This is a genomic window from Flavobacterium zubiriense (assembly GCF_041729725.1).
GTDB classification, from domain to species: Bacteria; Bacteroidota; Bacteroidia; order Flavobacteriales; family Flavobacteriaceae; genus Flavobacterium; species Flavobacterium zubiriense.
The window spans coordinates 67,155-91,725 of the sequence record NZ_JBCFQL010000001.1; the positions used below are offsets into that span (position 1 = coordinate 67,155).

At 34.3% G+C, this 24,571-nt stretch carries 23 protein-coding genes; 22 read left to right on the top strand and 1 reads right to left on the bottom strand.

The genetic code is table 11. The features are described 5' to 3' along the window. Nucleotides 1–186: 186 nt before the first annotated feature. The 11 genes from AAGV28_RS00295 (at nt 187) to metF (ending at nt 13,769) form a co-directional block, all read left to right on the top strand. A complete protein-coding gene (locus tag AAGV28_RS00295) occupies nt 187–888 on the top strand; it encodes a phosphoadenylyl-sulfate reductase (protein ID WP_373404852.1) in 702 nt (233 codons plus the stop codon). A 91-nt stretch (nt 889–979) separates the two neighbouring features. Then, nucleotides 980–1,879 (top strand): sulfate adenylyltransferase subunit CysD, encoded by a 900-nt coding sequence (cysD, locus tag AAGV28_RS00300; RefSeq protein WP_373404853.1) that lies wholly within the window; start codon nt 980–982, stop codon nt 1,877–1,879. Between the two features lie 145 nt (nt 1,880–2,024). Next, the gene (locus AAGV28_RS00305) at nt 2,025–3,269 is read left to right on the top strand and encodes a sulfate adenylyltransferase subunit 1 (RefSeq protein WP_373404854.1); all 1,245 of its coding nucleotides are present in this window, start codon (nt 2,025–2,027) and stop codon (nt 3,267–3,269) included. Nucleotides 3,270–3,346: 77 nt separating this feature from the next. Next, entirely contained in the window at nt 3,347–5,437 is a 2,091-nt protein-coding gene (locus tag AAGV28_RS00310; protein ID WP_373404855.1) for a nitrite reductase, read from the top strand. Between the two features lie 2 nt (nt 5,438–5,439). Next, nucleotides 5,440–6,084: a precorrin-2 dehydrogenase/sirohydrochlorin ferrochelatase family protein gene (locus tag AAGV28_RS00315; protein ID WP_373404856.1), complete on the top strand. Its 645-nt coding sequence runs from the start codon at nt 5,440–5,442 to the stop codon at nt 6,082–6,084. 191 nt (nt 6,085–6,275) lie between these two features. Next, nucleotides 6,276–7,328, top strand: a complete 1,053-nt coding sequence (locus tag AAGV28_RS00320; protein WP_373404857.1) for an NAD(P)/FAD-dependent oxidoreductase — start codon at nt 6,276–6,278, stop codon at nt 7,326–7,328. Between the two features lie 252 nt (nt 7,329–7,580). Further along, nucleotides 7,581–8,630 carry a homocysteine S-methyltransferase family protein gene (locus AAGV28_RS00325; protein WP_373404858.1) on the top strand — a complete coding sequence of 350 codons (1,050 nt, stop codon included), beginning with the start codon at nt 7,581–7,583 and terminating at the stop codon, nt 8,628–8,630. A 44-nt stretch (nt 8,631–8,674) separates the two neighbouring features. Further along, entirely contained in the window at nt 8,675–9,382 is a 708-nt protein-coding gene (locus AAGV28_RS00330; protein ID WP_373404859.1) for a hypothetical protein, read from the top strand. Between the two features lie 252 nt (nt 9,383–9,634). Further along, nucleotides 9,635–12,316 (top strand): methionine synthase, encoded by a 2,682-nt coding sequence (metH, locus tag AAGV28_RS00335; RefSeq protein ID WP_373404860.1) that lies wholly within the window; start codon nt 9,635–9,637, stop codon nt 12,314–12,316. Between the two features lie 92 nt (nt 12,317–12,408). Then, complete coding sequence (locus AAGV28_RS00340) at nt 12,409–12,765, top strand: four helix bundle protein (protein WP_373404861.1); 357 nt, start codon at nt 12,409–12,411, stop codon at nt 12,763–12,765. Nucleotides 12,766–12,815: 50 nt separating this feature from the next. Then, nucleotides 12,816–13,769, top strand: coding sequence for a methylenetetrahydrofolate reductase [NAD(P)H] (gene metF / locus AAGV28_RS00345; RefSeq protein WP_373404862.1), 954 nt, complete (start codon nt 12,816–12,818; stop codon nt 13,767–13,769). Between the two features lie 95 nt (nt 13,770–13,864). Here metF and gldA read toward each other — a convergent pair whose 3' ends face one another. Further along, a complete protein-coding gene (gene gldA / locus AAGV28_RS00350) occupies nt 13,865–14,761 on the bottom strand; it encodes a gliding motility-associated ABC transporter ATP-binding subunit GldA (RefSeq protein ID WP_373404863.1) in 897 nt (298 codons plus the stop codon). Between the two features lie 289 nt (nt 14,762–15,050). Between gldA and AAGV28_RS00355 the strand changes: the two genes are divergently transcribed. From AAGV28_RS00355 to AAGV28_RS00405, 11 genes are all read left to right on the top strand, one after another. Then, nucleotides 15,051–15,887: a prephenate dehydratase gene (locus tag AAGV28_RS00355; protein WP_373404864.1), complete on the top strand. Its 837-nt coding sequence runs from the start codon at nt 15,051–15,053 to the stop codon at nt 15,885–15,887. Between the two features lie 86 nt (nt 15,888–15,973). After that, nucleotides 15,974–17,155 carry a pyridoxal phosphate-dependent aminotransferase gene (locus AAGV28_RS00360; protein WP_373404865.1) on the top strand — a complete coding sequence of 394 codons (1,182 nt, stop codon included), beginning with the start codon at nt 15,974–15,976 and terminating at the stop codon, nt 17,153–17,155. A 10-nt stretch (nt 17,156–17,165) separates the two neighbouring features. Next, on the top strand, nt 17,166–18,086 hold the full coding sequence (locus AAGV28_RS00365; RefSeq protein ID WP_373404866.1) for a prephenate dehydrogenase: 921 nt from the start codon (nt 17,166–17,168) through the stop codon (nt 18,084–18,086). Between the two features lie 55 nt (nt 18,087–18,141). Continuing rightward, nucleotides 18,142–19,224 carry a chorismate mutase gene (locus AAGV28_RS00370; protein WP_373404867.1) on the top strand — a complete coding sequence of 361 codons (1,083 nt, stop codon included), beginning with the start codon at nt 18,142–18,144 and terminating at the stop codon, nt 19,222–19,224. A 199-nt stretch (nt 19,225–19,423) separates the two neighbouring features. Beyond that, nucleotides 19,424–20,401 carry a ribosome small subunit-dependent GTPase A gene (rsgA, locus tag AAGV28_RS00375; RefSeq protein WP_373404868.1) on the top strand — a complete coding sequence of 326 codons (978 nt, stop codon included), beginning with the start codon at nt 19,424–19,426 and terminating at the stop codon, nt 20,399–20,401. Between the two features lie 33 nt (nt 20,402–20,434). Further along, nucleotides 20,435–20,887: a D-aminoacyl-tRNA deacylase gene (gene dtd / locus AAGV28_RS00380; protein WP_373404869.1), complete on the top strand. Its 453-nt coding sequence runs from the start codon at nt 20,435–20,437 to the stop codon at nt 20,885–20,887. Between the two features lie 224 nt (nt 20,888–21,111). Further along, nucleotides 21,112–21,525 carry a DUF7793 family protein gene (locus tag AAGV28_RS00385; RefSeq protein ID WP_373404870.1) on the top strand — a complete coding sequence of 138 codons (414 nt, stop codon included), beginning with the start codon at nt 21,112–21,114 and terminating at the stop codon, nt 21,523–21,525. Next, nucleotides 21,506–21,904, top strand: a complete 399-nt coding sequence (locus AAGV28_RS00390) for a DUF7793 family protein (RefSeq protein WP_373404871.1) — start codon at nt 21,506–21,508, stop codon at nt 21,902–21,904. Before AAGV28_RS00385 ends, AAGV28_RS00390 begins: the two co-directional genes overlap by 20 nt. Before the next feature lie 131 nt (nt 21,905–22,035). Beyond that, a complete protein-coding gene (locus AAGV28_RS00395; RefSeq protein WP_373404872.1) occupies nt 22,036–22,419 on the top strand; it encodes a DUF7793 family protein in 384 nt (127 codons plus the stop codon). Between the two features lie 162 nt (nt 22,420–22,581). After that, on the top strand, nt 22,582–23,631 hold the full coding sequence (locus AAGV28_RS00400) for a sensor histidine kinase (protein ID WP_373404873.1): 1,050 nt from the start codon (nt 22,582–22,584) through the stop codon (nt 23,629–23,631). Nucleotides 23,632–23,773: 142 nt separating this feature from the next. Then, nucleotides 23,774–24,265, top strand: a complete 492-nt coding sequence (locus AAGV28_RS00405; protein ID WP_373404874.1) for a hypothetical protein — start codon at nt 23,774–23,776, stop codon at nt 24,263–24,265. The last annotated feature ends 306 nt before the right edge of the window (nt 24,266–24,571 follow it).

Sequence of the window (24,571 nt, forward strand, 5' to 3'; positions counted from 1 at the left end):
TTCTAAACGGAATTTGAGTTAGAAAATTAATTGATTTTATTTCATAAACATAAAGACTTGATAGCTATTGTTTTCTAAAGTTAAAAAAACTGATATATTGTTTTGTAATTTGGAAATAAGTATTACTTTTGCGGAGTAATCTACTAAACCGATAGGGTAATAGATTTGTGATAAATAAAAATAAAAATGAGTACAGCTATAGTTCAGACATTATTAGAAAAAACCAAGGATTTCTCTATGGAGGAAACTTTTGCTTTTTTGGCTAGTGAGTATAAAGATAAGGTAGTTTTTTCGACATCTTTTGGGCAGGAAGATCAGGTGATTACTGCGATTATTGCTAAGAGTGAAGCGCCTATTACTATTTTTACCCTTGATACCGGTCGTTTGTTTCAGGAAACCTACGATGTGTTTCATAGAACACAAAAAAAATACAAAATACTAATTAAAGTATATTTTCCAGAAGCAAAAGCAGTTGAAGAATTGTTAGAGAAAAAAGGGCCAAATAGTTTTTTTGAGTCAGTGGAAAATAGAAAAGAATGTTGTTTTATCCGTAAAGTAGTGCCTCTTAGAAAAGCATTGGCAGGAAATAAAATCTGGATAACAGGATTAAGAGCAGAACAATCAGAAAACAGAAGTGATTTGCATTTGTTTGAATACGATGCTAATTTTGACCTCGTAAAATTCAATCCATTGTTGAAATGGAGTTTAGAAGAAGTTCAAAAATATATTGATGATAATAATGTGCCAGAAAATAGTTTACACAAAAAAGGATTCGTAAGTATTGGTTGTGCGCCTTGTACTAGAGCAATTGCCGAAGGAGAAGATATTAGAGCAGGAAGATGGTATTGGGAACAAAGCCATAAAGAGTGTGGATTACACGGAAAATAATTAAGAGAAAAGATAATAGAATAAAGAGGATAGATTTTACAATTCGGAGAATTTTATAATCATTAAATCTTTCAATTTTTAAATTAAAAAAATGAGTTCAGTATTAAAAACAAATGCTTTAGAAAGCGAAGCGATTTACATATTCAGAGAAGTTATTTCTCAATTTGAAAAGCCAGTATTGCTTTTTTCAGGAGGAAAAGATTCAATTACGTTAGTGAGATTAGCACAAAAAGCTTTTTTTCCAGCTAAAATTCCTTTTCCATTGTTGCACGTTGACACGGGACACAACTTTCCTGAAACTATCGAATTTAGAGATAGATTAGTAAAAGAATTAGGTTTGGAGTTAATTGTTCGTAATGTACAAGATGCTATCGACGAAGGAAAAGTAGTGGAAGAAACAGGACGTTATGCAAGTAGAAATAGTTTGCAAACTACAACACTTTTAGATGCTATCGAAGAATTTAAATTTGATGCTTGTATTGGTGGAGCGCGTCGTGATGAAGAAAAAGCTAGAGCTAAAGAGCGTATTTTCTCTGTTCGTGATGATTTCGGTCAATGGGATGAGAAAAATCAACGTCCTGAGTTGTTTGATTTATTGAATGGTAAAATTGAATTGGGACAAAACGTACGTGTGTTTCCTATTTCAAACTGGACAGAATTAGATGTTTGGAGTTATATTGAACAAGAGCAAATTGAAATTCCATCTATTTATTTTTCACACAAACGTAAAGTTTTTATTAGAGATGGTATGATTTGGTCTCATTCTCCTTTTGTTTTCCAAGATGAAGATGAGGTTATTGAAGAAAGAATTGTTCGTTTTAGAACTGTTGGAGATATGAGTTGTACAGCAGCAGTAGATTCTTATGCTGCTACAATTTCAGAAGTAGTTGGAGAGATTAGACAATCTACAATTTCTGAACGTGGAGCTCGTATTGACGACAAACGTTCGGAAGCAGCAATGGAAAAAAGAAAACAACAAGGATACTTTTAAGTTGTTGGTTGATAGTTTTTAGTTGATAGCTGAAAATTTCAATGATTACAACAGTATATAAAAACAGATTAAATATTTTGATGGTTTTAGTTGATGTTTAGAAAAACCAACAACCATAAACCAACAACCAACAACATAAAAAAGAATGGAAGTTTTAAAAATAGCAACAGCAGGAAGTGTAGATGACGGGAAGAGTACTTTAATTGGAAGATTATTATACGACACACAATCATTGACTACAGATAAATTAGAAGCAATTGAAAAAAGTAGTAAACAAAAAGGATATGATTATTTAGACTTTTCATTGGCTACTGATGGATTAGTTGCTGAGCGTGAGCAAGGAATCACGATTGATGTAGCGCATATTTATTTTTCTACTGCTAAGAAAAGTTACATTATTGCCGATACTCCAGGTCACGTAGAATATACGCGTAACATGGTTACAGGTGCATCGACTTCTCAAGTATCGATTATTTTGATTGATGCTCGTAAAGGCGTGATTGAGCAAACATACCGTCACTTTTTTATCAATAATTTATTGAGAGTAAAAGATGTGATTGTTGCAGTAAACAAAATGGATTTAGTTGATTATTCGGAAGAAGTTTACAACAAAATCAAAGCTGATTTCCAGGCATTGAATGCTAAGAGTTCATACAAGGAACAAAACGTAAGTTATATTCCATTGAGTGCTTTAACCGGAGATAATGTTGTAGAAAGTTTAGGTAAAATGCCTTGGTATACAGGACAAACTATTTTACAGCATTTAGAAGCTTTAGAATCAAAAGATGTTTATGATAATGGAAAAGCTCGTTTTCCAGTTCAAACTGTAATTCGTCCAAAAACGGAAGAATACCACGATTTTAGAGGATATGCTGGAAAATTATACGGAAACAACATTAAAGTAGGAGATGCAGTAACAGTTCTTCCTTCTTTGACAGAATCTAAGGTAACTAATATTCGCTTTTTTGATCAACAATTTGACGAGGCGGTTGCGGGATCATCTATTACTCTTGAGTTAGAAAATGATATCAATGTTACTAGAGGAGACATGATTGTAAAATCAGGTGAGTTGCCTAAGATAGAAAAAGATATTACTACAACAATTTGCTGGATGGACAGCAAAAAATTAGTTGCTGGAACGAAATACTTAATCCAACACAATACCAATAGAGTTTTGGCAAAAGTAGATAGCATCAAGAACGTAATTGCAACAGATTATTCTGGAACAACTCCAGCGACTCAATTAGCAATTAATGAAATTGGTGAAGTAAATATCAAATTAAGCAAAGCTTTGTATTTTGATGCTTATGATGAGAACAAATCAAACGGAGCTTTTATTTTAATTGATCCAACAACTAACACAACTGCGGGAGTAGGATTTATAAAATAGTTGATAGTTGCGGGTTTTTAGTTGATAGTAATACTGCCAACAACCACCAACCACCAACCATAAACTAAAAATAAGAAATGGAAAGTTTTAGAACAGAAATAGAAAATCCGATTGTCCAAAAAGAGATTATCGATTTAGAGAAAAAAATACACGCATTCCGTGGCGGAAAAATTGATGACGAACGTTTTCGTAGTCTTCGTTTAGCTCGTGGTATTTACGGTCAACGTCAAGAAGGCGTGCAAATGATTCGTATTAAAATACCGTATGGTAAAGTTACCAGTGAGCAATTAAGAAGAATTACTGATGTTTCAGAAAAATATTCTACGGGTCGTTTGCATATTACAACCCGTCAGGATATTCAAATTCATTATGTGAGTTTAGACAAAACGCCAGAACTTTGGGCTGATTTGGCCAAAGACGATATTACTTTAAGAGAAGCTTGTGGGAATACCGTTCGTAATATTACCGCTAGTGAATTGGCAGGTGTAGATACCGAGGAACCATTTGACGTGACTCCTTACGCACATGGTTTGTTCCAATATTTATTGCGTAACCCAATAGATCAGGAAATGGGACGTAAATTTAAAATTTCGTTCTCTTCTTCTGAGAAAGATACAGCTTTGAGTTATTTACATGATTTAGGATTTATTCCTAAAATTGTAGATGGACAAAAAGGATTCAAAGTAATGTTAGGTGGTGGTTTAGGTTCTCAGCCAAGTCATGCTGAATTACTTTCTGAATTTATTCCTGTAGATCAAATTATTCCAACTGCCGAAGGTGTAATTAGAATTTTTGACCGATTTGGTGAAAGAGCCAAACGTTTAAAAGCCCGTTTGAAATTCCTTATCAAGGACATAGGTCGTGATGAGTTCATGCGATTAGTAGAAGCAGAGAAAAAAGCATTGCCGTATCATTCTTACGAAATTGATACTACTGCTTTTGAAGGAGCTATTACAGAACCTTTATTAGAAGTGCCAACAGTTACTATTGATGATGTTGCAGCTTTTGAAGCTTGGAAAAAATCAAATGTAATTGCTCAAAAACAAGCAGGTTATGTTAGTATTGGTGTAAAAGTGCTTTTGGGAGATTTTTATATTGATAAAGCAAGATTATTAGCTGATTTGATTAAGAATTACGGTGCTAACGAATTGCGTTTTTCTTTACGTCAAAACATTGTGATCCGTAATATTAAAGAAGAAAACTTGCCGTTCTTCTACCAAGAATTGGCAAAGTTAGATATGGTTAATTTAGGATACAATACCATTGGCGATATCACGGCTTGTCCAGGAACTGATACCTGTAATCTAGGTATTGCAAGTAGTACTGGTATTGCTGATGAACTAGAAAGAGTGATTAAAACAGAATACCCACAATACCTTAATAACAGTGAAATTACAATCAAAATTAGTGGTTGTATGAATGCTTGTGGACAACACAATATGGCTGAAATTGGTTTTCAAGGAATGTCAATCAATGCAGGTAAATTAGTAGCGCCAGCATTACAAGTGTTATTAGGTGGAGGAATTTTAGGAAACGGAAACGGTCGTTTTTCGGATAAAGTAATCAAAATCCCAAGCCGTCGTGGACCAGAAGCCTTGCGTTTAATCTTAAATGATTTTGAAGCAAATGCTAACGGAGCAAAATTCTTAGACTATTATGATGCTAAAGGAGAAAAATATTTCTACGAATTCTTGAAACCATTAGCAGATGTTACCAATCTTACCGAAGAAGATTTTGTAGATTGGGGTAACGCTGATAATTATGTAAAAGCAGTTGGTGTAGGAGAATGTGCCGGTGTTGTAATTGACTTAGTGGCTACTTTATTATTCGAAGCCAAAGATAAATTAACAGTTGCTCAAGAATCTTTCGAAGAAGGAAAATGGTCTGATTCTATCTATCAAGCCTATGCCGGATTTGTAAATGGAGCGAAAGCTTTATTATTAGCCGAAAAACAAAAAACAAACACTCACGCCGGAATCATTGATTCATTCGATACTGTTTTTGTTGAAGGGAACAAAATTGAACTGGGAACTTCTTTCAAAGAATTGGTTTACCAAATCAATAAAAATGAACCAACAGAAGCTTTTGCTAAAGAATACATTCAAGAAGCAATTACTTTTTTCGAAAAATTAGAAGCATACAGAGCTGCAGATTTAGCTAAAGCATAAAAATGAAAGAAAACGAATCATATCCCAATAATCAGGTCTCTACTCCCCTTCCTTCGGAGGGGGTTGGGGGAAGGAATGAATTGTATCCAATTTTTTTGAAATTACATAACCTGAGCGTACTTATTGTTGGTGGTGGAAATGTAGGTTTAGAAAAGTTGTCTTTTTTACTCAAATCCAGTCCGAATGCGAATGTTGAAGTAGTTGCCCCTCGTTTTTTAGACGAATTAGTCACTCTTGCAGCAGCACATCCAACTGTAAAATTGACTCCAAAAAAGTTCAATCGTTGGATGCTTCGCAAACGCCACATGGTCATTGCTTGTACGGATGATTTAAAGGTCAATAAGCGAGTTTATGAGTTGTCTCGAAAGCGTTATTTGATTTGTAATATTGCCGATACACCTGATTTATGTGATTATTATTTGGGAGGAATTGTAACCAAAGGAAATGTCAAAATAGCTATTTCTACCAATGGAAAATCGCCTACAACAGCCAAACGTTTGCGAGAGTTTTTTGAAGAGGTAATTCCAGAGGATATCAATCAAATGGTGCAAAACCTAAATGATTATCGCAAAACTTTAAAAGGCGACTTCGAAGAAAAAGTACAAAAAATGAACGAAATCACAGCATCGTTGAAGAATAAAGAATAGTTTTTAGAGAATAGAATATAGAATAAAGAGAAAAGAACAAAGAATTTACGAAATGATTTTTATCATTATAAAGAGAGTAAAGTTTTCGTTTCTTTGAACAAATAATTAGTAAGAATAAGTATAACACAAGAAACTCCTCATAGTCTCCCCCTCCTTCGGAGGGGGCTGGGGGGAGGATAATAAGTAAAACAATGATTGAAACAGACATCCTTATCATAGGAGCCGGTCCAACTGGTTTATTTGCCGTTTTTGAAGCAGGATTATTAAAATTGAAATGTCATATTCTTGACGCGTTGCCACAGCCTGGTGGTCAACTTTCAGAATTGTATCCAAAAAAACCAATCTATGATATTCCTGGTTTTCCAGAAGTATTAGCTGGTGATTTAGTAGATAATTTGATGGAGCAAATCAAGCAGTTTGAGCCAGGTTTTACATTAGGTGAACGTGCTGAAACTATCGAAAAACAAGAAGACGGTACATTTATTGTAACTTCAAACGAAGGAACAGAGTTCCACGCTAAAGTAATTGCTATTGCTGGTGGTTTAGGAAGTTTCGAACCAAGAAAACCGTTAATCGACGGAATTAATTTCTATGAAAATAAAGGAGTTAAATACTTTATCAAAGATCCGGAAGAATTCAGAAACAAGCGTGTAGTTATTGCTGGTGGAGGAGATTCTGCACTAGACTGGAGTATTTTCTTGTCTGATGTAGCTTCAGAAGTAACTTTGGTTCACCGTCGTAATGAATTCCGTGGTGCTTTAGATTCTGTGGAAAAAGTACAAGAATTAAAAGACGCTGGAAAAATTCGTATGATTACTCCTGCTGAGGTAGTGGGTATCAACGGAGCAGAGCACGTAGAATCTATTGATTTAGATGAAAACGGAGCACACCGTAAAATTGATTGTGACTACTTTATTCCACTTTTCGGATTAACGCCTAAATTAGGTCCTATTGGAAACTGGGGATTAGAAATCGAGAAAAATGCTATTGTAGTAAACAATGCTTTGGATTACCAAACGAATATTCCAGGTATTTTTGCTATCGGTGATATCAATACCTATCCAGGGAAATTAAAGTTGATTCTTTGTGGTTTCCACGAAGCAACTTTGATGTGTCAAGCGGCATACCAAATCATCAATCCAGGAAAACGTTACGTGTTGAAATACACAACAGTTTCAGGTGTTGACGGATTTGACGGAACACGTAAAGAAGCACCAAAAGCAGTCGTAAAAGCGATTAACTAAAATTAAGTTTCTAAGATTCTGAGAATCTAAGATTTTCAAATAGGAAAGCTCAAACTTGAAATATGGTTTGGGCTTTTTTCTTAGAATCTTAGGGACTTAGCTTCTCAGAATCTATAAAAAAACACTTGCAAGTGGTAAGGCTATTGCTTTACTTTGCATTTCCAAAATCCCCTAGCCCCCAAAGGGGGAATTATAAAGTTTTAGATTAGTATTTAATTTACTAAATGCTTGGGGGTTAAAAAATAACAATTGATGACAAAAGATTTAAAAGACAATACAGGAGTTCCCCCTTTGGGGCTTAGGGGGAGCATTCAAGAAGAAATCAAAAAAAGAATACTCGTTCTCGATGGAGCTATGGGAACCATGTTGCAACGTTACAATTTTTCGGAAGATGATTTTCGAGGTGAACGTTTCAAAGATTTTCCGCATTCTCTTAAAGGAAACAACGATTTGTTGTCACTAACGCAGCCTAAAGCCATTGCCGAAGTTCATGCCGCTTATTTTGAGGCTGGAGCTGATATTGTGGAAACCAATACTTTCTCTGGTACCACTATCGGTATGGCCGATTATCACATGGAAGATTTGGTTTACGAGTTGAACTACGAATCAGCAAAAATTGCCCGTCAAGTAGCCGACGAATTCACCGCTAAAAATCCAGAAAAACCTCGTTTTGTTGCTGGTTCTATTGGGCCAACAAACAGAACAGCGAGTATGTCTCCAGATGTGAATGATCCAGGATACAGAGCAGTAACTTTTGATGATTTACGCATTGCATACAAACAACAAGTAGAAGCGTTGATGGACGGAGGTTCTGATTTATTGTTGGTTGAAACCATTTTTGATACGCTAAATGCTAAAGCGGCACTTTTTGCTATCGAAGAAGTAAAAGACGAACGCGGTATTGATATTCCCATCATGGTTTCAGGAACCATTACCGATGCTTCAGGAAGAACACTTTCTGGACAAACGGTAGAAGCGTTTTTGATTTCAGTATCGCATATTCCATTGTTGAGTGTAGGATTCAATTGTGCTCTAGGAGCCGATTTGTTGAAACCGTATTTACAGACTTTGTCACATAATACCTCTTTCAATGTGTCTGCACACCCCAATGCGGGATTGCCAAATGCCTTTGGAGAATATGACGAAACACCAGCACAAACACAGGCTTTTATTGTTGAATATTTAGAGGATAGTCTGGTAAACATCATTGGTGGTTGTTGTGGTACAACCCCAGATCATATCCGATTAATTGCAGAAGCTGCGGCAAAATACAAGCCGAGGGTTTCTGAGGCGAGGTTGTAGATTAGTTTGTGATTTTGACTAGGGTCTAAAGAATATTAAATTATATGAATAAAGAAATTGTCATAAAAACAACGGCATTTTGTAATGAGATTTTTGCTGATAAAAAAGACTATGAGCTTCCATCTGTGTATTCTTATAAACACTTGCCAATATGTGTTATTGATTCTGTATTTTCAATTGGGGTGAAATATGAAATAGTTGAAAATACAATAAATCGCTTCTGTGAGTATTACAAAATTGATAAATTTTCAAATTCTGAAGAACTCACAACATCAGATTTTTTGAAGTTAATGAAAGAACCATCTATCAGAGAATTAACTGAAAATATTTATCAAAATCGACAAAGGACTTCCACAAGAAGTGGTATTTTAAAATCAGAGGCGGTTATATTATTTTTGGAGGTCTTACAAAAATTTAAAATTGAAAAATTAAGTGATGTTGAAAAAATCATTACTAGTGAGCAATTTGAAATTGAAATAAAAAAGATACCAGGTCAAAATAGTGGAATTTCTTTAACTTATTTTTTTATGCTTGCTGGTTCAGATGAATTGATAAAACCAGATAGAATGATTGTTCGCTTTTTAGAGAATATTTCAGGTGAAAAAGTAAGTTTAAACGATTGTCAACTTATTCTTGTTGAAGTGGCAAATGAATTAAAAAAGTCTGGTTTTAAAATTACACCAAAAAAACTTGATAATTTAATTTGGAATTATCAAAGGGATGTTAAACCACCAGTTAGCGCAGATTTGTAATCCGTGCACACAAAGAGAATAAAAATATAAAAGTTTAGTTTGTGTCATTCCGAGGTACAAAGGAATCACATAACGGATGTAACTTGATGAGATTCCTCCTTCGTCGGAATGACAAAAATGAGGAGGCAGATAGTGAGATTGCTTCGTCCCTCGCAATGACTTGGACGAATAAAAATATAAAAGTTCTTTAGGAACGATCAATTTTGTAGCAACGGAATTTATTCCATTGGCATAAAAAAATAAAATAAAAAAATGGCAGTAGTAGAACCAAGAAGAAATTTAGTTTTATCGGGATTAGAACCTTTGATTATTACGCCCGAGAGTGTTTTTGTAAACATTGGAGAGCGTACAAATGTTACAGGGTCTAGAAAATTTCTTCGATTGATCAAAGAGGAGAAATACGATGAAGCACTCAGTATTGCTAAGGAACAGGTAGAAGGAGGAGCGCAAATCATCGATATTAACATGGATGAGGGAATGCTAGATGGTGAATATGCAATGGTGAAATTCTTAAACTTGATTGCTGCCGAACCCGATATTGCCCGTGTGCCTATTATGATTGATAGTTCGAAATGGCATATTATCGAGGCAGGATTGAAAGTAGCACAAGGGAAATGTGTGGTAAACTCGATTTCGCTAAAAGAAGGAGAAGAGCAGTTTATTCATCATGCTAAATTAATCAAACGTTACGGAGCTGCGGCGATTATCATGGCTTTTGACGAAGTAGGTCAGGCCGATAATTTTGAACGTAGAGTTGAAATTTGCCAACGTTCGTATGATATTTTGGTAGATAAAGTTGGTTTTCCTCCTCAGGATATTATTTTCGATTTAAATATATTTCCAGTGGCAACCGGTATGGAAGAACACCGCTTGAATGCTTTGGATTTCTTTAGAGGAACGAAATGGGTGAGAGAAAATTTACCACACGCACACATTAGTGGTGGTGTGAGTAACGTTTCGTTTTCTTTCCGTGGAAATGATACGGTAAGAGAGGCAATGCACTCGGTTTTCTTGTATCATGCTATCAAGAACGGAATGACAATGGGGATTGTAAATCCTGAAATGTTGACCATTTATGATGATATTCCGAAGGATTTATTGGAGCATGTAGAAGACGTGATTTTGAACCGTCGTGATGATGCTACCGAGCGTTTGTTAGATTTTGCTGAAAATGTAAAAGGCGGACCAAAAACAAATGAAAAAGAAGTACAAGAATGGCGTTTTGGAACGGTACAGGAAAGAATTACGCACTCGTTGGTAAAAGGAGTTGATGCCTTTATTGAAGAAGATGTAGAAGAAGCCAGATTAGCGGCTACCAAACCAATTGAGGTAATCGAAATCAACTTAATGACAGGAATGAATGTTGTTGGGGATTTGTTTGGTTCAGGAAAAATGTTTTTGCCACAGGTGGTAAAATCGGCACGTGTAATGAAAAAAGCGGTCGCTTATTTGTTGCCATTTATTGAAGCTGCTAAACAAGTAGGAGATAAGGAAGGGAACGGAAAAATATTGATGGCAACCGTAAAAGGAGATGTTCATGATATTGGAAAAAATATTGTTTCGGTGGTGTTGGCTTGTAATAATTATGAAATCATTGACCTTGGAGTAATGGTTCCTCCAGAAAAAATTATTGCAGCAGCATTAGAACATGAAGTAGATATTATTGGATTGAGTGGTTTGATTACGCCTTCGCTAGACGAAATGGTGTTTTTGGCTAAAGAATTAGATAGAAGAAATCTAACAATTCCCGTAATGATTGGTGGGGCAACTACTTCGCGAGCGCATACTGCTGTGAAAATTGCACCGCAATATCGCGCTACGGCTATACATGTTAATGATGCTTCGAGAGCGGTAACTGTGGCTGGGAATTTATTAGATCAGAATAAGGAAACTTATATGGCTGGTATTCGTGAAGAATACGATGCTTTTAGAGAAACATTTTTAAATCGTTCGAGAGATAAAAATTTCTTAACGATTGAAGATGCCCGTAAAAATAAATTGCAGTTGGATTGGGCAAATTATACGCCTAAGAAACCAAATTTCATTGGAACAAAAAGTTTCGAAGTAGATTTGGATGTTTTGGTACCGTATATCGACTGGACACCATTTTTTAGAACATGGGAATTGTTTGGAAAATATCCGGCAATTTTGACCGATGAGGTTGTGGGGGAACAAGCAACTTCAGTTTTTGCGGATGCAAAAGAAATGTTAGAAGTAATTTTGAAAGAAAAGAAATTCACTGCAAAAGGGATCTACGGAATCTTCCCTGCGAACCAAGTGAATGATGATGATATTCAGTTGTATGACGAAAACGGAAAAGAATTGGAGAAATTCCTGACTTTGCGTCAGCAGGCACAAAAAACGAAAGGAGCTCCAAATATAGCTTTGGCTGATTTTATTGCGCCAAAAGACAATGGAGTGACCGATTACATGGGTGCTTTTTGTGTAACAACTGGTTTTGGTGTAGATGAATGGGCAGATGAATACCGAGATAATTTAGACGATTACAACTCGATCATGGTTAAGGCTTTAGGAGATCGTTTGGCTGAAGCTTTCGCCGAATATTTGCACGAACAAATCCGTAAAGAAATTTGGGGTTATGCTCCAGATGAAACTTTAACAACCGAAGCGATGATTGAAGAGGTGTATGCCGGAATTCGTCCTGCGCCAGGATATCCAGCTTGTCCTGACCACTTGGAGAAACCAACCATTTGGAAATTGTTAAAAGTGGAAGAAGAAATTGGAGTAACTTTGACCGAAAGTATGGCTATGTGGCCAGCGGCGGCAGTTTCTGGTTATTATTTTGCTAATCCTGAAAGTAGGTATTTTGGACTTGGAAAAATAAAAGAAGACCAGGTAATTGATTACGCTAAACGAAGAAGTATCTCAACAGACAAAGCCACTAGATGGTTGAGTCCTAATATTGCAGATTAAAATTTAGTTGATGGTTGATGGTTTTTAGTTGATAGAGGGATGTTGAAACAAAAAAATCTAACAACCAACAACAATAAACTAACAACTAAATAATGGAGTACAATAAATTAGAGGTTTGGGTAGAAGCTAGAAAACTAGTTAATTTGTTGTATGATTCATCTAAATTATTTCCAAAAGAAGAATTGTTTGGCTTAATAAATCAAATGAGAAGAGCCGCGATTTCAATACCTTCAAACATTGCAGAAGGTTGTGGTCGACAAACATCTAAAGATACATTGCACTTTTTGCATATTTCAAGAGGTTCTTTATATGAATTAGAAACTCAATATTATTTAGCATTGGATCAGAAGTATATTGACGAAAATAATTTCAATATTGCATTTGAACAAATTCAATTATGCAAAAAGCTATTAAATGGATTTATAAATTATTATAAAAAAAGAATTTAGTCGTTAGAAATAACCTAACAACTATCAACTTACAACCATCAACTAAAATAATGAAAGTAACGCAGCATATAGAAAACGCAAAAGGGAAACCTTTATTCTCTTTTGAAATTGTACCACCTCAAAAAGGGAGTAATATCAATGATTTATACGTAAATATTGATCCATTAATGGAATTTAAACCGCCATTTATTGATGTAACGACTTCGAGAGAAGAGTATGTGTATATCGAAAAAGATGGACTTTTTGATCGTCGTATTACACGTATGCGTCCAGGAACAGTTGGAATTTGTGCTTCTATCCAACATAAATATGGGGTAGATGCTATTCCGCATGTGTTGTGTGGTGGTTTTACTAAGGAAGAAACCGAATATTTATTGGTAGATTGTCAGTATTTGAATATTGATAATTTAGTGGCTTTGCGTGGAGATCCTATGAAAGGCGAAAAATATTTCGAACCAGCTATTGGAGGAAATCATTATGCAGTAGATTTAGTGAAACAAATTAAAGCGATGAATGCAGGGCAATTTTTGCATGGTGAATTACCAATTGCAAATGCTCCTGATTTTTGCGTAGGTGTAGCAGGTTATCCCGAAAAACACATCGAAGCACCAAGTTTGGATGCTGATTTGAAACGATTGAAAGAAAAAGTAGATGCTGGAGCCGATTATATTGTAACCCAAATGTTTTTTGACAACCAACGTTATTTTCGATTTGTGGAAGCCGCTCGAGCAATTGGGATTACAGTTCCAATTATTCCCGGAATCAAACCAGTAGCTGTAAAACGTCATTTGCAATTGTTACCACAAGTTTTTTGGTTGGATATGCCAGAAAGTTTAATTAGCGAAATTGAAAATGCTAAAGACAACGCCGCAGTTCGTCAGATAGGTGTAGAATTTGCAGTTCAACAATCTAAGGAATTAATTGAGTTTGGAGTGCCTTGTTTGCATTATTATTCAATGGGGAAATCAGATAATATTCATCAAATAGCAAGTCAGTTGTTTTAGAACTATAAACAATTTTATATAGCAAAGGCATCGTCTCAAATTGAAATGATGCTTTTTTTGTTCAGACTGATTACTAAAATCTGGATCACTGCCAACTACTTCGTAATCTCTCTAAAAATAGCTTCCAGGTTTTTATTCTTTTGATTGAGTTGGAGTGTTTTTAATCCATTCGCGTTGGCAAAGTCAAAAACAGCAGGACGCATATCTTTCTCAGCTTTAAAAGTCAGTTCCCAGGTCATGTCGTGGGTGTTTTTGTAAGCTACTAAATTTTCAATTTTAGCGATAGCTTGTTCTTCAATTTTATAATCAAATTCGACTTCGATAATTTGCTGTTTATCTTCTGATATTAAATGGTCTAATTTTTTGTCGGCAACAATTTTTCCTTTGTCAATGATAATTACACGATCGCAAATCGCTTCTACTTCCTGCATAATATGGGTAGAAAGAAAAACAGTTTTGTCTTTTCCTGCATTTTTAATCACATTGCGTATTTCTAATAATTGATTTGGGTCTAATCCTGTTGTTGGTTCATCCAGAATTAATACATCGGGATTATGAAGAAGTGCGTTAGCCAATCCTACACGTTGGCGATACCCTTTAGATAGTTGGCTTATTTTTTTATGGCTTTCGGTGTTTAATCCTGTGAGTTGAATTACTTCGTCGATTCTAGATTTAGCTACTTTGTAAACATCAGCATTAAAAGCCAAATATTCTCTCACGTATAAATCCAAATACAAAGGATTATGCTCTGGCAAATAACCAATAGAAAGTTGAACTGCTTTTGGATTATTGATGATGTCTTGCTCATTGACTAAAGCTGTTCCTTCATCGGCAGTGAGATAGGTTGTCAATATTTTCATTAAGGTTGATTTTCCAGCTCCATTTGGGCCTAAAAAGCCAACGATTTCTCCTTTTTTTATAGCAAATGAAATGTTGTCCAATGCCTTTTGGTCACCATAACTTTTGGAAATATTTTTTACTTCTATTGACATGTTTCTTTGATATTTAAAGCAAAAATAAACAGAAAATGCATTGCTTTGTTTTTTTTGTACAAAATGCAAAATATTTTTTGCTGAATTGAAAATTAATTCTACATTTGCAAAGTAAAAAAAATATTTACAGATAATTTTATATCAAATGTCAAATAACCGTTTCTATTTTAGTACTTCTTTTTATTTCTTTAGCGAGAGATAAGGATTGTGCTATGGTAATTTGAAAATTTAGAAAACAAATAAAACTAATATACAATCCTGATGAAAATCAGGATTTTTTTTTGAATAAATGGAAGCAAAAATTGCGATACAAGGTATAGTAGGTTCTTTTCATCATCAGGTGGCTCAGGAATATTATAATCAAGATGTGGTTGTAGATGAGTGTTTGTCTTTTGACGAATTAGTAGATAGCCTTTTGTCAGGGAAATCAGCTCAGGCAGTAATGGCTATAGAGAATTCTATTGCAGGTCCAATTATTCCAAACTATGCGTTAATTGATAAGAATGATTTACATATTATCGGGGAACATTATTTGAGAATTCATCAAAATTTGATGGCATTAAAAGGACAAAGTATTGCTGATATAAAAGAAGTTTATTCGCATCCAATGGCATTGTTGCAATGTATGGATTTCTTGAAACAATACCCACACATCAAATTAGTTGAAGATAAAGATACGGCTGAAACAGCTCGTAGAATTCAGGAAAATCAACTAAAAGGAGTGGCGGCAATTGCCAGTAAAGTAGCTGCTGAAATGTATGGTTTAGAAATTTTGGCTCCCGAAATTCAAACGATAAAAAATAACATGACTCGTTTTGTTATCATTAATAAAGAGAATTCATTTGTTCCGGAAAACGAAATAAATAGAGCTTCTTTAAAATTTGAATTGGATCATAAACGTGGAAGTCTAGCAGCAGTTTTGAATGTAATGAGTGATTGTAAAATGAATTTGACTAAAATTCAATCGTTACCAAAAATTGAAACACCTTGGAAATATTCTTTTTTCGTGGATGTTACTTTCGAAAAATATGAAGATTACGCCAAAGCAAAATCGTTATTAGCCATTATGGCAGAATATTTTAAAGTATTGGGGGAATATAGAAATACCAAACCTTTGATAAGTTAGAAGTTTATAAAAGGTTAGAAGTTCTTGGACTTCGCTCAGGATGACAAGGAAAAAGATAGAAAAACTCTATAAAGAGCATGCAAATCATGATTACAACAGCAAATAGATTAAATACAGTTGAGGAATACTACTTTTCATCAAAATTGAGAGAAGTGAGACAATTGGCATCAGAAGGAAAACCAATTATCAATATGGGGATTGGAAGCCCTGATTTGGCACCGTCTCAAGCTGTTCTTGATGCCGTAGCATTGGCAATACAAGATGAAAATGCACATGGGTATCAAAGTTATCAAGGTTTGCCAGAATTGAGAAGTAGTATGGCTAATTTCTACAAGAATAATTTTCAGGTAGCATTAAATCCAAATACCGAAATTTTACCTTTGATGGGTTCGAAAGAAGGAATCATGCACATTTCGTTGGCATTTTTGAACGAAGGAGATCAGGTTTTAATTCCTAATCCAGGATATCCAACCTATACTTCGGTGACGAATTTAGTAGGAGCAGAAGCGGTTTATTATGATTTGGCAGAATCCAATAACTGGGAACCTGATTTTGAAGCCTTAGAAAAATTAGATTTATCAAAAGTGAAGCTAATGTGGATAGGCTATCCGCACATGCCTACAGGAGCAAGAGGAAGTTTAGACTTGTTTGAAAAGTTAGTAGCTTTTGCTAAAAGAAACAATATACTGTTAGTAAATGACAATCCATATAGTTTTGTTTTGAATGACAAACCGATGAGTTTGTTACAGGTGGAAGGAGCTAAAGATGTGGCTTTAGAGTTGAACTCATTGAGTAAGACTTTTAATATGGCGGGATGGCGAGTAGGAATGGTTTTAGGAAACGCTGAGCTTATCGATGCTGTTTTAAAAGTAAAAAGTAATATGGATAGCGGAATGTTTTTTGGAATCCAAAAAGGCGCTATTGAAGCATTAAAGAGTGATCAATCATGGTTTGATTCCATGAATGAAATATATAAAAGACGCCGCGTTTTAACAGAGCAGTTAGCTGAAAAATTAGGCTGTGAAGTATACAAAGAAGGAGTAGGGTTATTTGTTTGGGCAAAATTGCCTGAAGGAATAGCATCAGCCGAAAAGTTCATCGATCAGATTTTGCACGAAAAATATATTTTTATTGCTCCGGGAACTATTTTTGGTTCTAATGGAGAAGGATATATTCGATTTGCATTGTGTGTGAAAGAAGAAAAAGTGCAGGAAGCAATAGATAGATTCCTCCCAATACCTCCAAAGGAGGGGGTTTTGAGCAATTAATAGAATAATTATGACAAAAAGTAATAGCAATACATCTCAAGTTTCGGCTCCCTCTCCTTTGGAGAGGGCTGGGGAGAGGATTTTTGTAATAGGTATTGGTTTAATAGGTGGTTCGATGGTTTTAGACATCAAAGCGCTGTATCCAAATGCCACTATTTACGGGATTGATACTAACGAAAAACACGTGCAGCAAGCATTAGAGTTAGGAGTTATTGATGTTGCAGCTACGATGGTAGATTTGGCTGAAGCCGATTTTGTAATTGTTTCGGTTCCTGTAAATGTTGCTATTAGTTTATTGCCTCAGGTATTGGATTTAGTTGGAGAAAACGCCATTGTTTTAGAAGTAGGTTCGACTAAGAATCCAATTTGTAAAGCGGTAGCGGATCATCCTAAAAGAAGAAATTTTATTGCCACTCATCCTATTGCGGGAACTGAATTTTCGGGACCTTCTGCGGCGATGAGAGATTTGTTTAGAGATAAAACAAATATCATTTGCGAAGTAGAAAAAACAGCTTTCAAATTACAGGAAAAAGCATTGCAAGTTTTTAAAAAAATGGGAATGCGTATTCGTTATATGGATCCAAAATCCCATGATAAACATATTGCTTATGTTTCGCATTTATCGCACATTAGTTCCTTTATGTTAGGGAAAACGGTGATTGAAAAAGAAAAGCACGAGCAAGATATTTTTGATATGGCAGGTTCCGGTTTTGAAAGTACGGTGCGTTTAGCTAAAAGTTCGCCAGCCATGTGGACGCCTATTTTCGAACAAAATAAAGCACAGGTTTTAGAATCATTAGAAGAATATATTTCTAATCTAACACAATTTAGAGATTTGTTAGCACAGGATGATTATAATGCAATATATGATGAGATGGCAAGTGTGAATAAAATTAGAGAAATATTAAACGGAATAGGCGTTAAAAAATAAAGTAAAACAGAACAATAATAACAACACATAATTAAAAGAATAAATAACTAAAAAGATGGAAAACACAAAAGAAATGAGAAATTGGTTGGATGCTTTCAAATTGAATCATCCATTTGTGATAGCAGGACCTTGTAGTGCTGAAACTGAGGAGCAAGTATTGAAAATTGCTCACGAATTGAAAAATTCTGATGTAAGCGTATTTAGAGCAGGAATTTGGAAACCAAGAACTCGTCCAGGAGGATTTGAAGGAATTGGAGAAATAGGATTAAAATGGTTGAAAAAAGCGAAAGAAGAAACAGGATTGTTGATGGGAACTGAGGTTGCTACAGCTGCTCACTGTAAATTAGCTTTAGAATATGATATCGATGTATTATGGGTTGGAGCTCGTACAACAGCTAATCCATTTGCAGTTCAGGAAATTGCTGATACATTGGCTGGAACTGATAAAATTGTATTAGTTAAAAACCCTGTAAATCCAGATATGGCTTTATGGTTAGGTGGTGTAGAGCGCTTACACATGGCTGGTATCAAGAATTTAGGAGTAATCCACAGAGGTTTTTCTACTTATGAGAAAACAAAATACAGAAATATTCCTGAATGGCAAATTGCTATCGAATTGCAAAATAAATTCCCTGATTTACCATTAATCATCGATCCATCTCACATTACTGGAAATCGTAACATGATTCTTGAAGTAACTCAGGAAGCTTTAGATTTGAACTATGATGGTATGATTATCGAAACGCATATTGATCCAGATAATGCTTGGTCTGATGCTGCTCAACAAGTTACACCAGATGCGTTGAAACAAATCTTGAAAGACTTGAAAATTAGAAAAGTAAGCGGAGATACTGCTGATTTTACTCAAAAAATGTCAAAATTAAGAGCTAATATCGACGTTTTAGACGCTAATTTATTAGATCTTTTAGGGAAAAGAATGAAAGTAGCTGACGAAATTGGTCAGGTGAAAAAAGAAAACAATGTAGCTGTTTTGCAAAATACTCGTTGGAATGAAATCCAAGAGAAAATGATTGCTGAAGGTGGTAAAAAAGGATTATCAGAAGAGTTTATCGTAAAATTATTCAAAGACATTCACCAAGAAAGTATTGAGCACCAAGAGAAAATTATCAACGGATAGTTGATGTATGATTGTAGATTAACGATTTCTGATTTGAGAATTCGGTAATGTAGAATTTAAATTTAAGAAATCCCAAGACTTTATGTTTTGGGATTTTTTGTTTATTTAGGGTATTCTAAAATCATAAATCCGTTATCTTTGTAGAGTTTATATCAAAATCAAAAATCTAATATCGCCTAATCTGCAATCTAAAATCTGAATGACAGGAATCGTTTATAAATCTACAGGGAGTTGGTACACCGTAAAATCAGAACAAGGAGATTTTATGGAATGCCGTATGAAAGGGAAGTTTCGTATCAAAGGAATTAAAAGCACCAATCCTATTGCTGTAGGAGATGTGGTAGATTATGAATTGGATGAATCCTCAGATATTGTTACGGGTACTATTCATACTATTCACGAAAGAAAGAATTATATCGTTCGGAAATCAGTGAATTTATCACATCAAATGCACATTATTGCAGCAAATATTGACTGTGTCTTTTTGTTGATTACCGTAAATAATCCACCCACGACTTTTAATTTTATTGACCGATTTTTAGTTACTGCTGAGGCTTACAGAATTGAAACGATATTGGTTTTTAATAAAATTGACACTTTTAATGAAGATACTCTTGATGAACAGTTGTATATGCAACATGTGTATCAAAATATTGGATATAAATGTCTACGTGTTTCTTCAACTGAGAAAAAAGGGGTTGACGAATTAAGAGAATTAATGATTGGCAAGGTAAGTATGTTTTCTGGACATTCAGGAGTGGGGAAATCCACTTTAGTGAATGCATTAGAGCCCACTTTAGACCTTAAAACAAAACAAATTTCTGAATCCAGCAAACAAGGACAGCATACCACTACTTTTGCCGAAATGTATGATTTGTCTTTTGGTGCCCGAATAATTGATACTCCAGGTATCAAAGGTTTTGGAATTGTTGATATGGAAAAAGAGGAAATAAGTAGTTATTTTCCAGAATTTTTCAAATTAAAAGACCAGTGCAAATTCAATAATTGTTTGCATAAAGAAGAGCCTAAATGTGCTGTGAAAACGGCTTTGGAAAATGATGAAATCGCGTGGTCACGCTACAATAGTTATTTAAAAATATTGGAAGGAGATGACGAACATTATCGCACTGATATTTATGATGATGATCGAAAACAAAGTGATGAACTAAGAAGCTAATGAATCATTTATAATTAATAATTCACCATTATTTTGAGAGTTGTAATTCAAAGAGTTACTGAAGCTTCAGTTACTATCGAAAATAAAATTGTCGCTTCAATCCAAAAAGGGCTATTGATTCTTGTAGGTATCGAAGATGCCGATGTGCAAGAAGATATCGATTGGTTGGTTGCTAAAATTGCTAAGATTCGCATTTTTGGTGATGAAAATAATGTGATGAATCTATCCGTTCAAGATATTGATGGCGATATTATTGTAGTAAGTCAGTTTACACTGCATGCCGGAACTAAAAAGGGAAATAGACCTTCGTACATAAAAGCTTCTAAACCCGAAATTGCCATTCCACTGTATGAAAATTTTGTTCGAAAATTAGAATCAGAAATGGGAAAAAAAGTTCAAACGGGAGAATTTGGTGCTGATATGAAAGTCAGTTTGCTTAATGATGGCCCAGTAACTATTTTAATAGATAGTAAGAACAAAGAATAGTTTTTATGTGATACTTTTTCTTCCCAGAAATATAATAAAAAAACTAATTATGTATTATGTGATAAAAGAGGAAATGATGTAGGGAAATCTAAAAGTTATCATGTATTAACAACTGATTATAAAAAAAAAATATGATTCAAAGACTCTGCCTACATTAGGATACTTAAAAATTTGAGACTCATACAATTCTAAGATTATTAATTCTTATTCAAATATATAAGAAAATGGAAACGATAGAAAATGAATATGCGCGATTTTGGTTTGAAAATGGAGTGTTATTTAGTGAGCTTAAAGAACCTATTGAGTTTGATGTGAAAATTGTGTCTAATCTAATAGAACTGAGACACAAAATTTCAAATAGTACAAATCAATATTGGTGTATGGATGGCACAAAATTAGTTTCCCTTAATAAAGAAGCAAGGGATTATGCTGAAATACATGGTCAAGATTTTATATATGCAAATGCAATGATTGTAAATTCACATGTTACAAAGTTTATATTTTGTATGTATGTGAAATTAAAATCGCCTGGTTTTCCTTTTCAGGTATTTACCAATAGAGAAAAAGCAGTAGAATGGTTGTTGGAAATAAAATCAAAAAATGAAGAAAAAATAGAAAATGAAAGAATTGGAAAATGATTTTGTAAAATTTTGGATAGAAGATGGTATTCTATATTCTCAATTTAAAAAACCTATCATTGTCAACCTGGAAAGGATAAAAGCATTAATTGACTTACGAACGGAAATATCAGTTGGTAAAAAACAATATTGGTGTTATGATTTTAAAGGAATCGAATACTATGATAAGGAAGCACGCGATTATGCAGAATCACATGGACAAGATAATCTACATGCTTGTGCGGCAGTATTCCATTCTCATATTGCAAAATTTACGCTGAATACGTTTATGTTACTGAAAAAACCTGTTGTTCCATTAAAAGGTTTTACTCAAAAAAAAGATGCGGTGAATTGGCTGAATGAAATAAAGAAAAAAAACGAACAATCTTTATTCGTCTAGTTTAGTAACTGTTTAAATTTTAGATATTAGAATTTTTGAAGATTATTTTAGATAGGTAAGGCAAACTTTGAAAAAATAATTAGATAAAACTTACACGGTTACATAGATATTGGATAAGCACGAATAGAAGTATGAGCGAAAATTATATTATGGAAAAATGTATTGAATTTTGGTTTGACAAAGATATTTTAATGTCGAAATTCAAAAAAAATACTGAATTAAATCTTGTAAATATCAAAGAAATTATAAGGCAAAGAGAAGAAATTTCTGGAGGACAAAAACAATATTGGTTGTATGATTTAAGGAATGCAACGAATATGTCTAAAGAAGCTCGTGATTATGCCGATCAATACGGACAAGATTTTTTGCATGCAGTGGCTGTTTTGGTTAACTCTCATGTCACAAAGTTTATTTTTAATTCCTATCTGAAATTTAAAAAGCCTATCATGCCTTTCCATGTTTTTACTACTACCGAAAAGGCAATGAGTTGGTTGTTAGAACTTAAAGAAAGATAAAATAAATGCAAAATGGTTTTCAAATTTATTACTATTTATTGTTGTATCTTTTAATGGATATTTCTTATATTTATTCTTTGTGGTAGAAATAATTTTTTTACTTTTCTTTTCAAGGAAAATACAATCCACAATATATACAATTTCATCAAAAAAAAGTGTTAGATGTCTCAACTAGAAAAAATCTTAGCCTTAGTCCGCTCCATTAACGAAGATGAGTTTCAGGAGCAACTAACCTATGGAGATAGTCTAGACGATGTGTATCAAGAATTATTGTTTTTAGCCGAGAAAATAGAATCTAAAAAAAGAAGAACCGCCATAATTGTGGAACACATATCCAACTGTTTTGCGGGAGATTTTTTTAATTATTTGCCTATTTCTGAAGCTCATGACGAATTAGATGTTTTTTGTATGGGATTCAATACCTACATAGAAGAGCTTAAATCGGCAATGGTTTCTAGAGGATTATTAGAAACTATAAATAAGAAATTAGTCAAGGAAAAAGAACGCTCAGAACAATTAGCCTTGTCGAGAAATCAATTCTTGTCTAATATGAATCATGAAATACGCACCCCACTTAATGCTATTTTAGGATTTACTAATTTATTATTAAACAGTTCGCCCATAAGTCCAGATCAAAAAACTCAATTGCAATACCTCAAGATGTCAGGAGATATTTTGTTAGTAATTATTGATGACATCTTAGATCTAGCCAAAATGGAATCAAGACAAGTTGAGTTTTCTAATAAGCCATTTAATTTGAGTCAATTAACTCGTTTGGTGCACGAGACTTTTTTGACAAAAGTCCAACAAAAAAGAATTGATTTTAAAATTTCTATAGATAAAGAAGTTCCTGCTGTTTTAACAGGCGACTCGATTAGAGTTACCCAAATCTTATTTAATTTAATTAGTAATTCAATTAAATCTACGCCAGAAAAAGGTAAAGTTAGATTGAAAATTAAATTCCAAGTTGAAGAAAAAGACTTTTATTTTGTCAAGTTTAGTGTAATAGATTCGGGAATAGGAATTTTTGGAGCTAAATTAGACAGTGCTTTGAATCCTTTAATTCAGGTAAATGATACTGTAGATTCAGGCGTAGGGCTAGCTATTGTACAAAAAACCGTTAGTGTTATGGGGGGTACTTTTCAAATAAAAAATAAAGCGGGAGTGGAAACTAAGTATATTGTAACACTTCCTTTTCTTAAGGGTTATTAGTGTTTTTCTAGATCTAAATCATTCTCAGTATAGAATGAATTACTCCAGATCCAGCAAATAATAACCTAAGAATTTTAGTGTAGCTTATAATTTATTGTAAGTATTTATTGTATCTTTAGGGACTATTTTAAAACCTAAAAATATGTCCAATTTAACCAACAACCGTATCAACACTACGGCCACTGCGGCTCAGATAACCGCAGTAAAAACAGCCTTACAAACCATCAATACCAATTTACCTTTTTTGATAGGGCTTACCAAAGAGGAGCGCATAGCTCTCCCGGCTATTGATGTCAACAACAAAGCCTTTGCAGAAGACGCCATTAGTGCAGGTTTGAATAATGCCTCCCTAATTCCTGCTTATGTCTCGGTGGCAACTATGCAAAATGACATGGCTTTATTCAACCAACTGGATGAAATAGCAGGCATTGTGAACCAACTGTTAGAAAAAATCGAAGACACCAAGTTGCTTGCCGGTAGTGAGGCTTATGTTTCGGCTCTTACGCTCTACAGGCTTTTTGGTGCTGCTGCCGAAGCTGGTGTTCCAGGTTCAGATACCATAGTGGCGCAGCTCAAAACCCGTTTTGCAGGACAGGGTGGTGCGGCTAAAGCTCCCGTAAACCCTAATATCTAGTACGGTTTTAATAACTACAACTCGTAGGGTGAAATTGTTTTTGGAAATTAAATTTTCGTCAGTTCGAGTGAATTTTCAGAAAACGCGACAGCTTTTTCGGAAAATTTGTATCGAGAACAAGAAAATATTGAATAGAAAACAGTTCTCGATACATTTTTCGCTTCATTTCATTACGCAAAAAACACTCTAACTGACGTTTTTGATAATTTCAACCAACGGCTTAAATCCATCTTTTAAAAACGCTTTCATTCATTTGAAGGCGTTTTTTTTATATTCATATTTTGGTTTTATATGGTTTATATGGTA

Coding starts and splice junctions, on each gene's coding strand:
- AAGV28_RS00315 (WP_373404856.1), top strand. CDS start 5,440: ATGAAAGAAAACGAATCATATCCCAATAATCAGGTCTCTACTCCCCTT.
- cysD (WP_373404853.1), top strand. CDS start 980: ATGAGTTCAGTATTAAAAACAAATGCTTTAGAAAGCGAAGCGATTTAC.
- AAGV28_RS00390 (WP_373404871.1), top strand. CDS start 21,506: ATGAAAGAATTGGAAAATGATTTTGTAAAATTTTGGATAGAAGATGGT.
- AAGV28_RS00325 (WP_373404858.1), top strand. CDS start 7,581: ATGACAAAAGATTTAAAAGACAATACAGGAGTTCCCCCTTTGGGGCTT.
- AAGV28_RS00370 (WP_373404867.1), top strand. CDS start 18,142: ATGGAAAACACAAAAGAAATGAGAAATTGGTTGGATGCTTTCAAATTG.
- AAGV28_RS00340 (WP_373404861.1), top strand. CDS start 12,409: ATGGAGTACAATAAATTAGAGGTTTGGGTAGAAGCTAGAAAACTAGTT.
- metH (WP_373404860.1), top strand. CDS start 9,635: ATGGCAGTAGTAGAACCAAGAAGAAATTTAGTTTTATCGGGATTAGAA.
- AAGV28_RS00295 (WP_373404852.1), top strand. CDS start 187: ATGAGTACAGCTATAGTTCAGACATTATTAGAAAAAACCAAGGATTTC.
- metF (WP_373404862.1), top strand. CDS start 12,816: ATGAAAGTAACGCAGCATATAGAAAACGCAAAAGGGAAACCTTTATTC.
- AAGV28_RS00305 (WP_373404854.1), top strand. CDS start 2,025: ATGGAAGTTTTAAAAATAGCAACAGCAGGAAGTGTAGATGACGGGAAG.
- AAGV28_RS00385 (WP_373404870.1), top strand. CDS start 21,112: ATGGAAACGATAGAAAATGAATATGCGCGATTTTGGTTTGAAAATGGA.
- AAGV28_RS00355 (WP_373404864.1), top strand. CDS start 15,051: ATGGAAGCAAAAATTGCGATACAAGGTATAGTAGGTTCTTTTCATCAT.
- AAGV28_RS00320 (WP_373404857.1), top strand. CDS start 6,276: ATGATTGAAACAGACATCCTTATCATAGGAGCCGGTCCAACTGGTTTA.
- AAGV28_RS00360 (WP_373404865.1), top strand. CDS start 15,974: ATGATTACAACAGCAAATAGATTAAATACAGTTGAGGAATACTACTTT.
- AAGV28_RS00400 (WP_373404873.1), top strand. CDS start 22,582: ATGTCTCAACTAGAAAAAATCTTAGCCTTAGTCCGCTCCATTAACGAA.
- AAGV28_RS00365 (WP_373404866.1), top strand. CDS start 17,166: ATGACAAAAAGTAATAGCAATACATCTCAAGTTTCGGCTCCCTCTCCT.
- gldA (WP_373404863.1), bottom strand. CDS start 14,761: ATGTCAATAGAAGTAAAAAATATTTCCAAAAGTTATGGTGACCAAAAG.
- AAGV28_RS00405 (WP_373404874.1), top strand. CDS start 23,774: ATGTCCAATTTAACCAACAACCGTATCAACACTACGGCCACTGCGGCT.
- AAGV28_RS00310 (WP_373404855.1), top strand. CDS start 3,347: ATGGAAAGTTTTAGAACAGAAATAGAAAATCCGATTGTCCAAAAAGAG.
- rsgA (WP_373404868.1), top strand. CDS start 19,424: ATGACAGGAATCGTTTATAAATCTACAGGGAGTTGGTACACCGTAAAA.
- AAGV28_RS00330 (WP_373404859.1), top strand. CDS start 8,675: ATGAATAAAGAAATTGTCATAAAAACAACGGCATTTTGTAATGAGATT.
- AAGV28_RS00395 (WP_373404872.1), top strand. CDS start 22,036: ATGAGCGAAAATTATATTATGGAAAAATGTATTGAATTTTGGTTTGAC.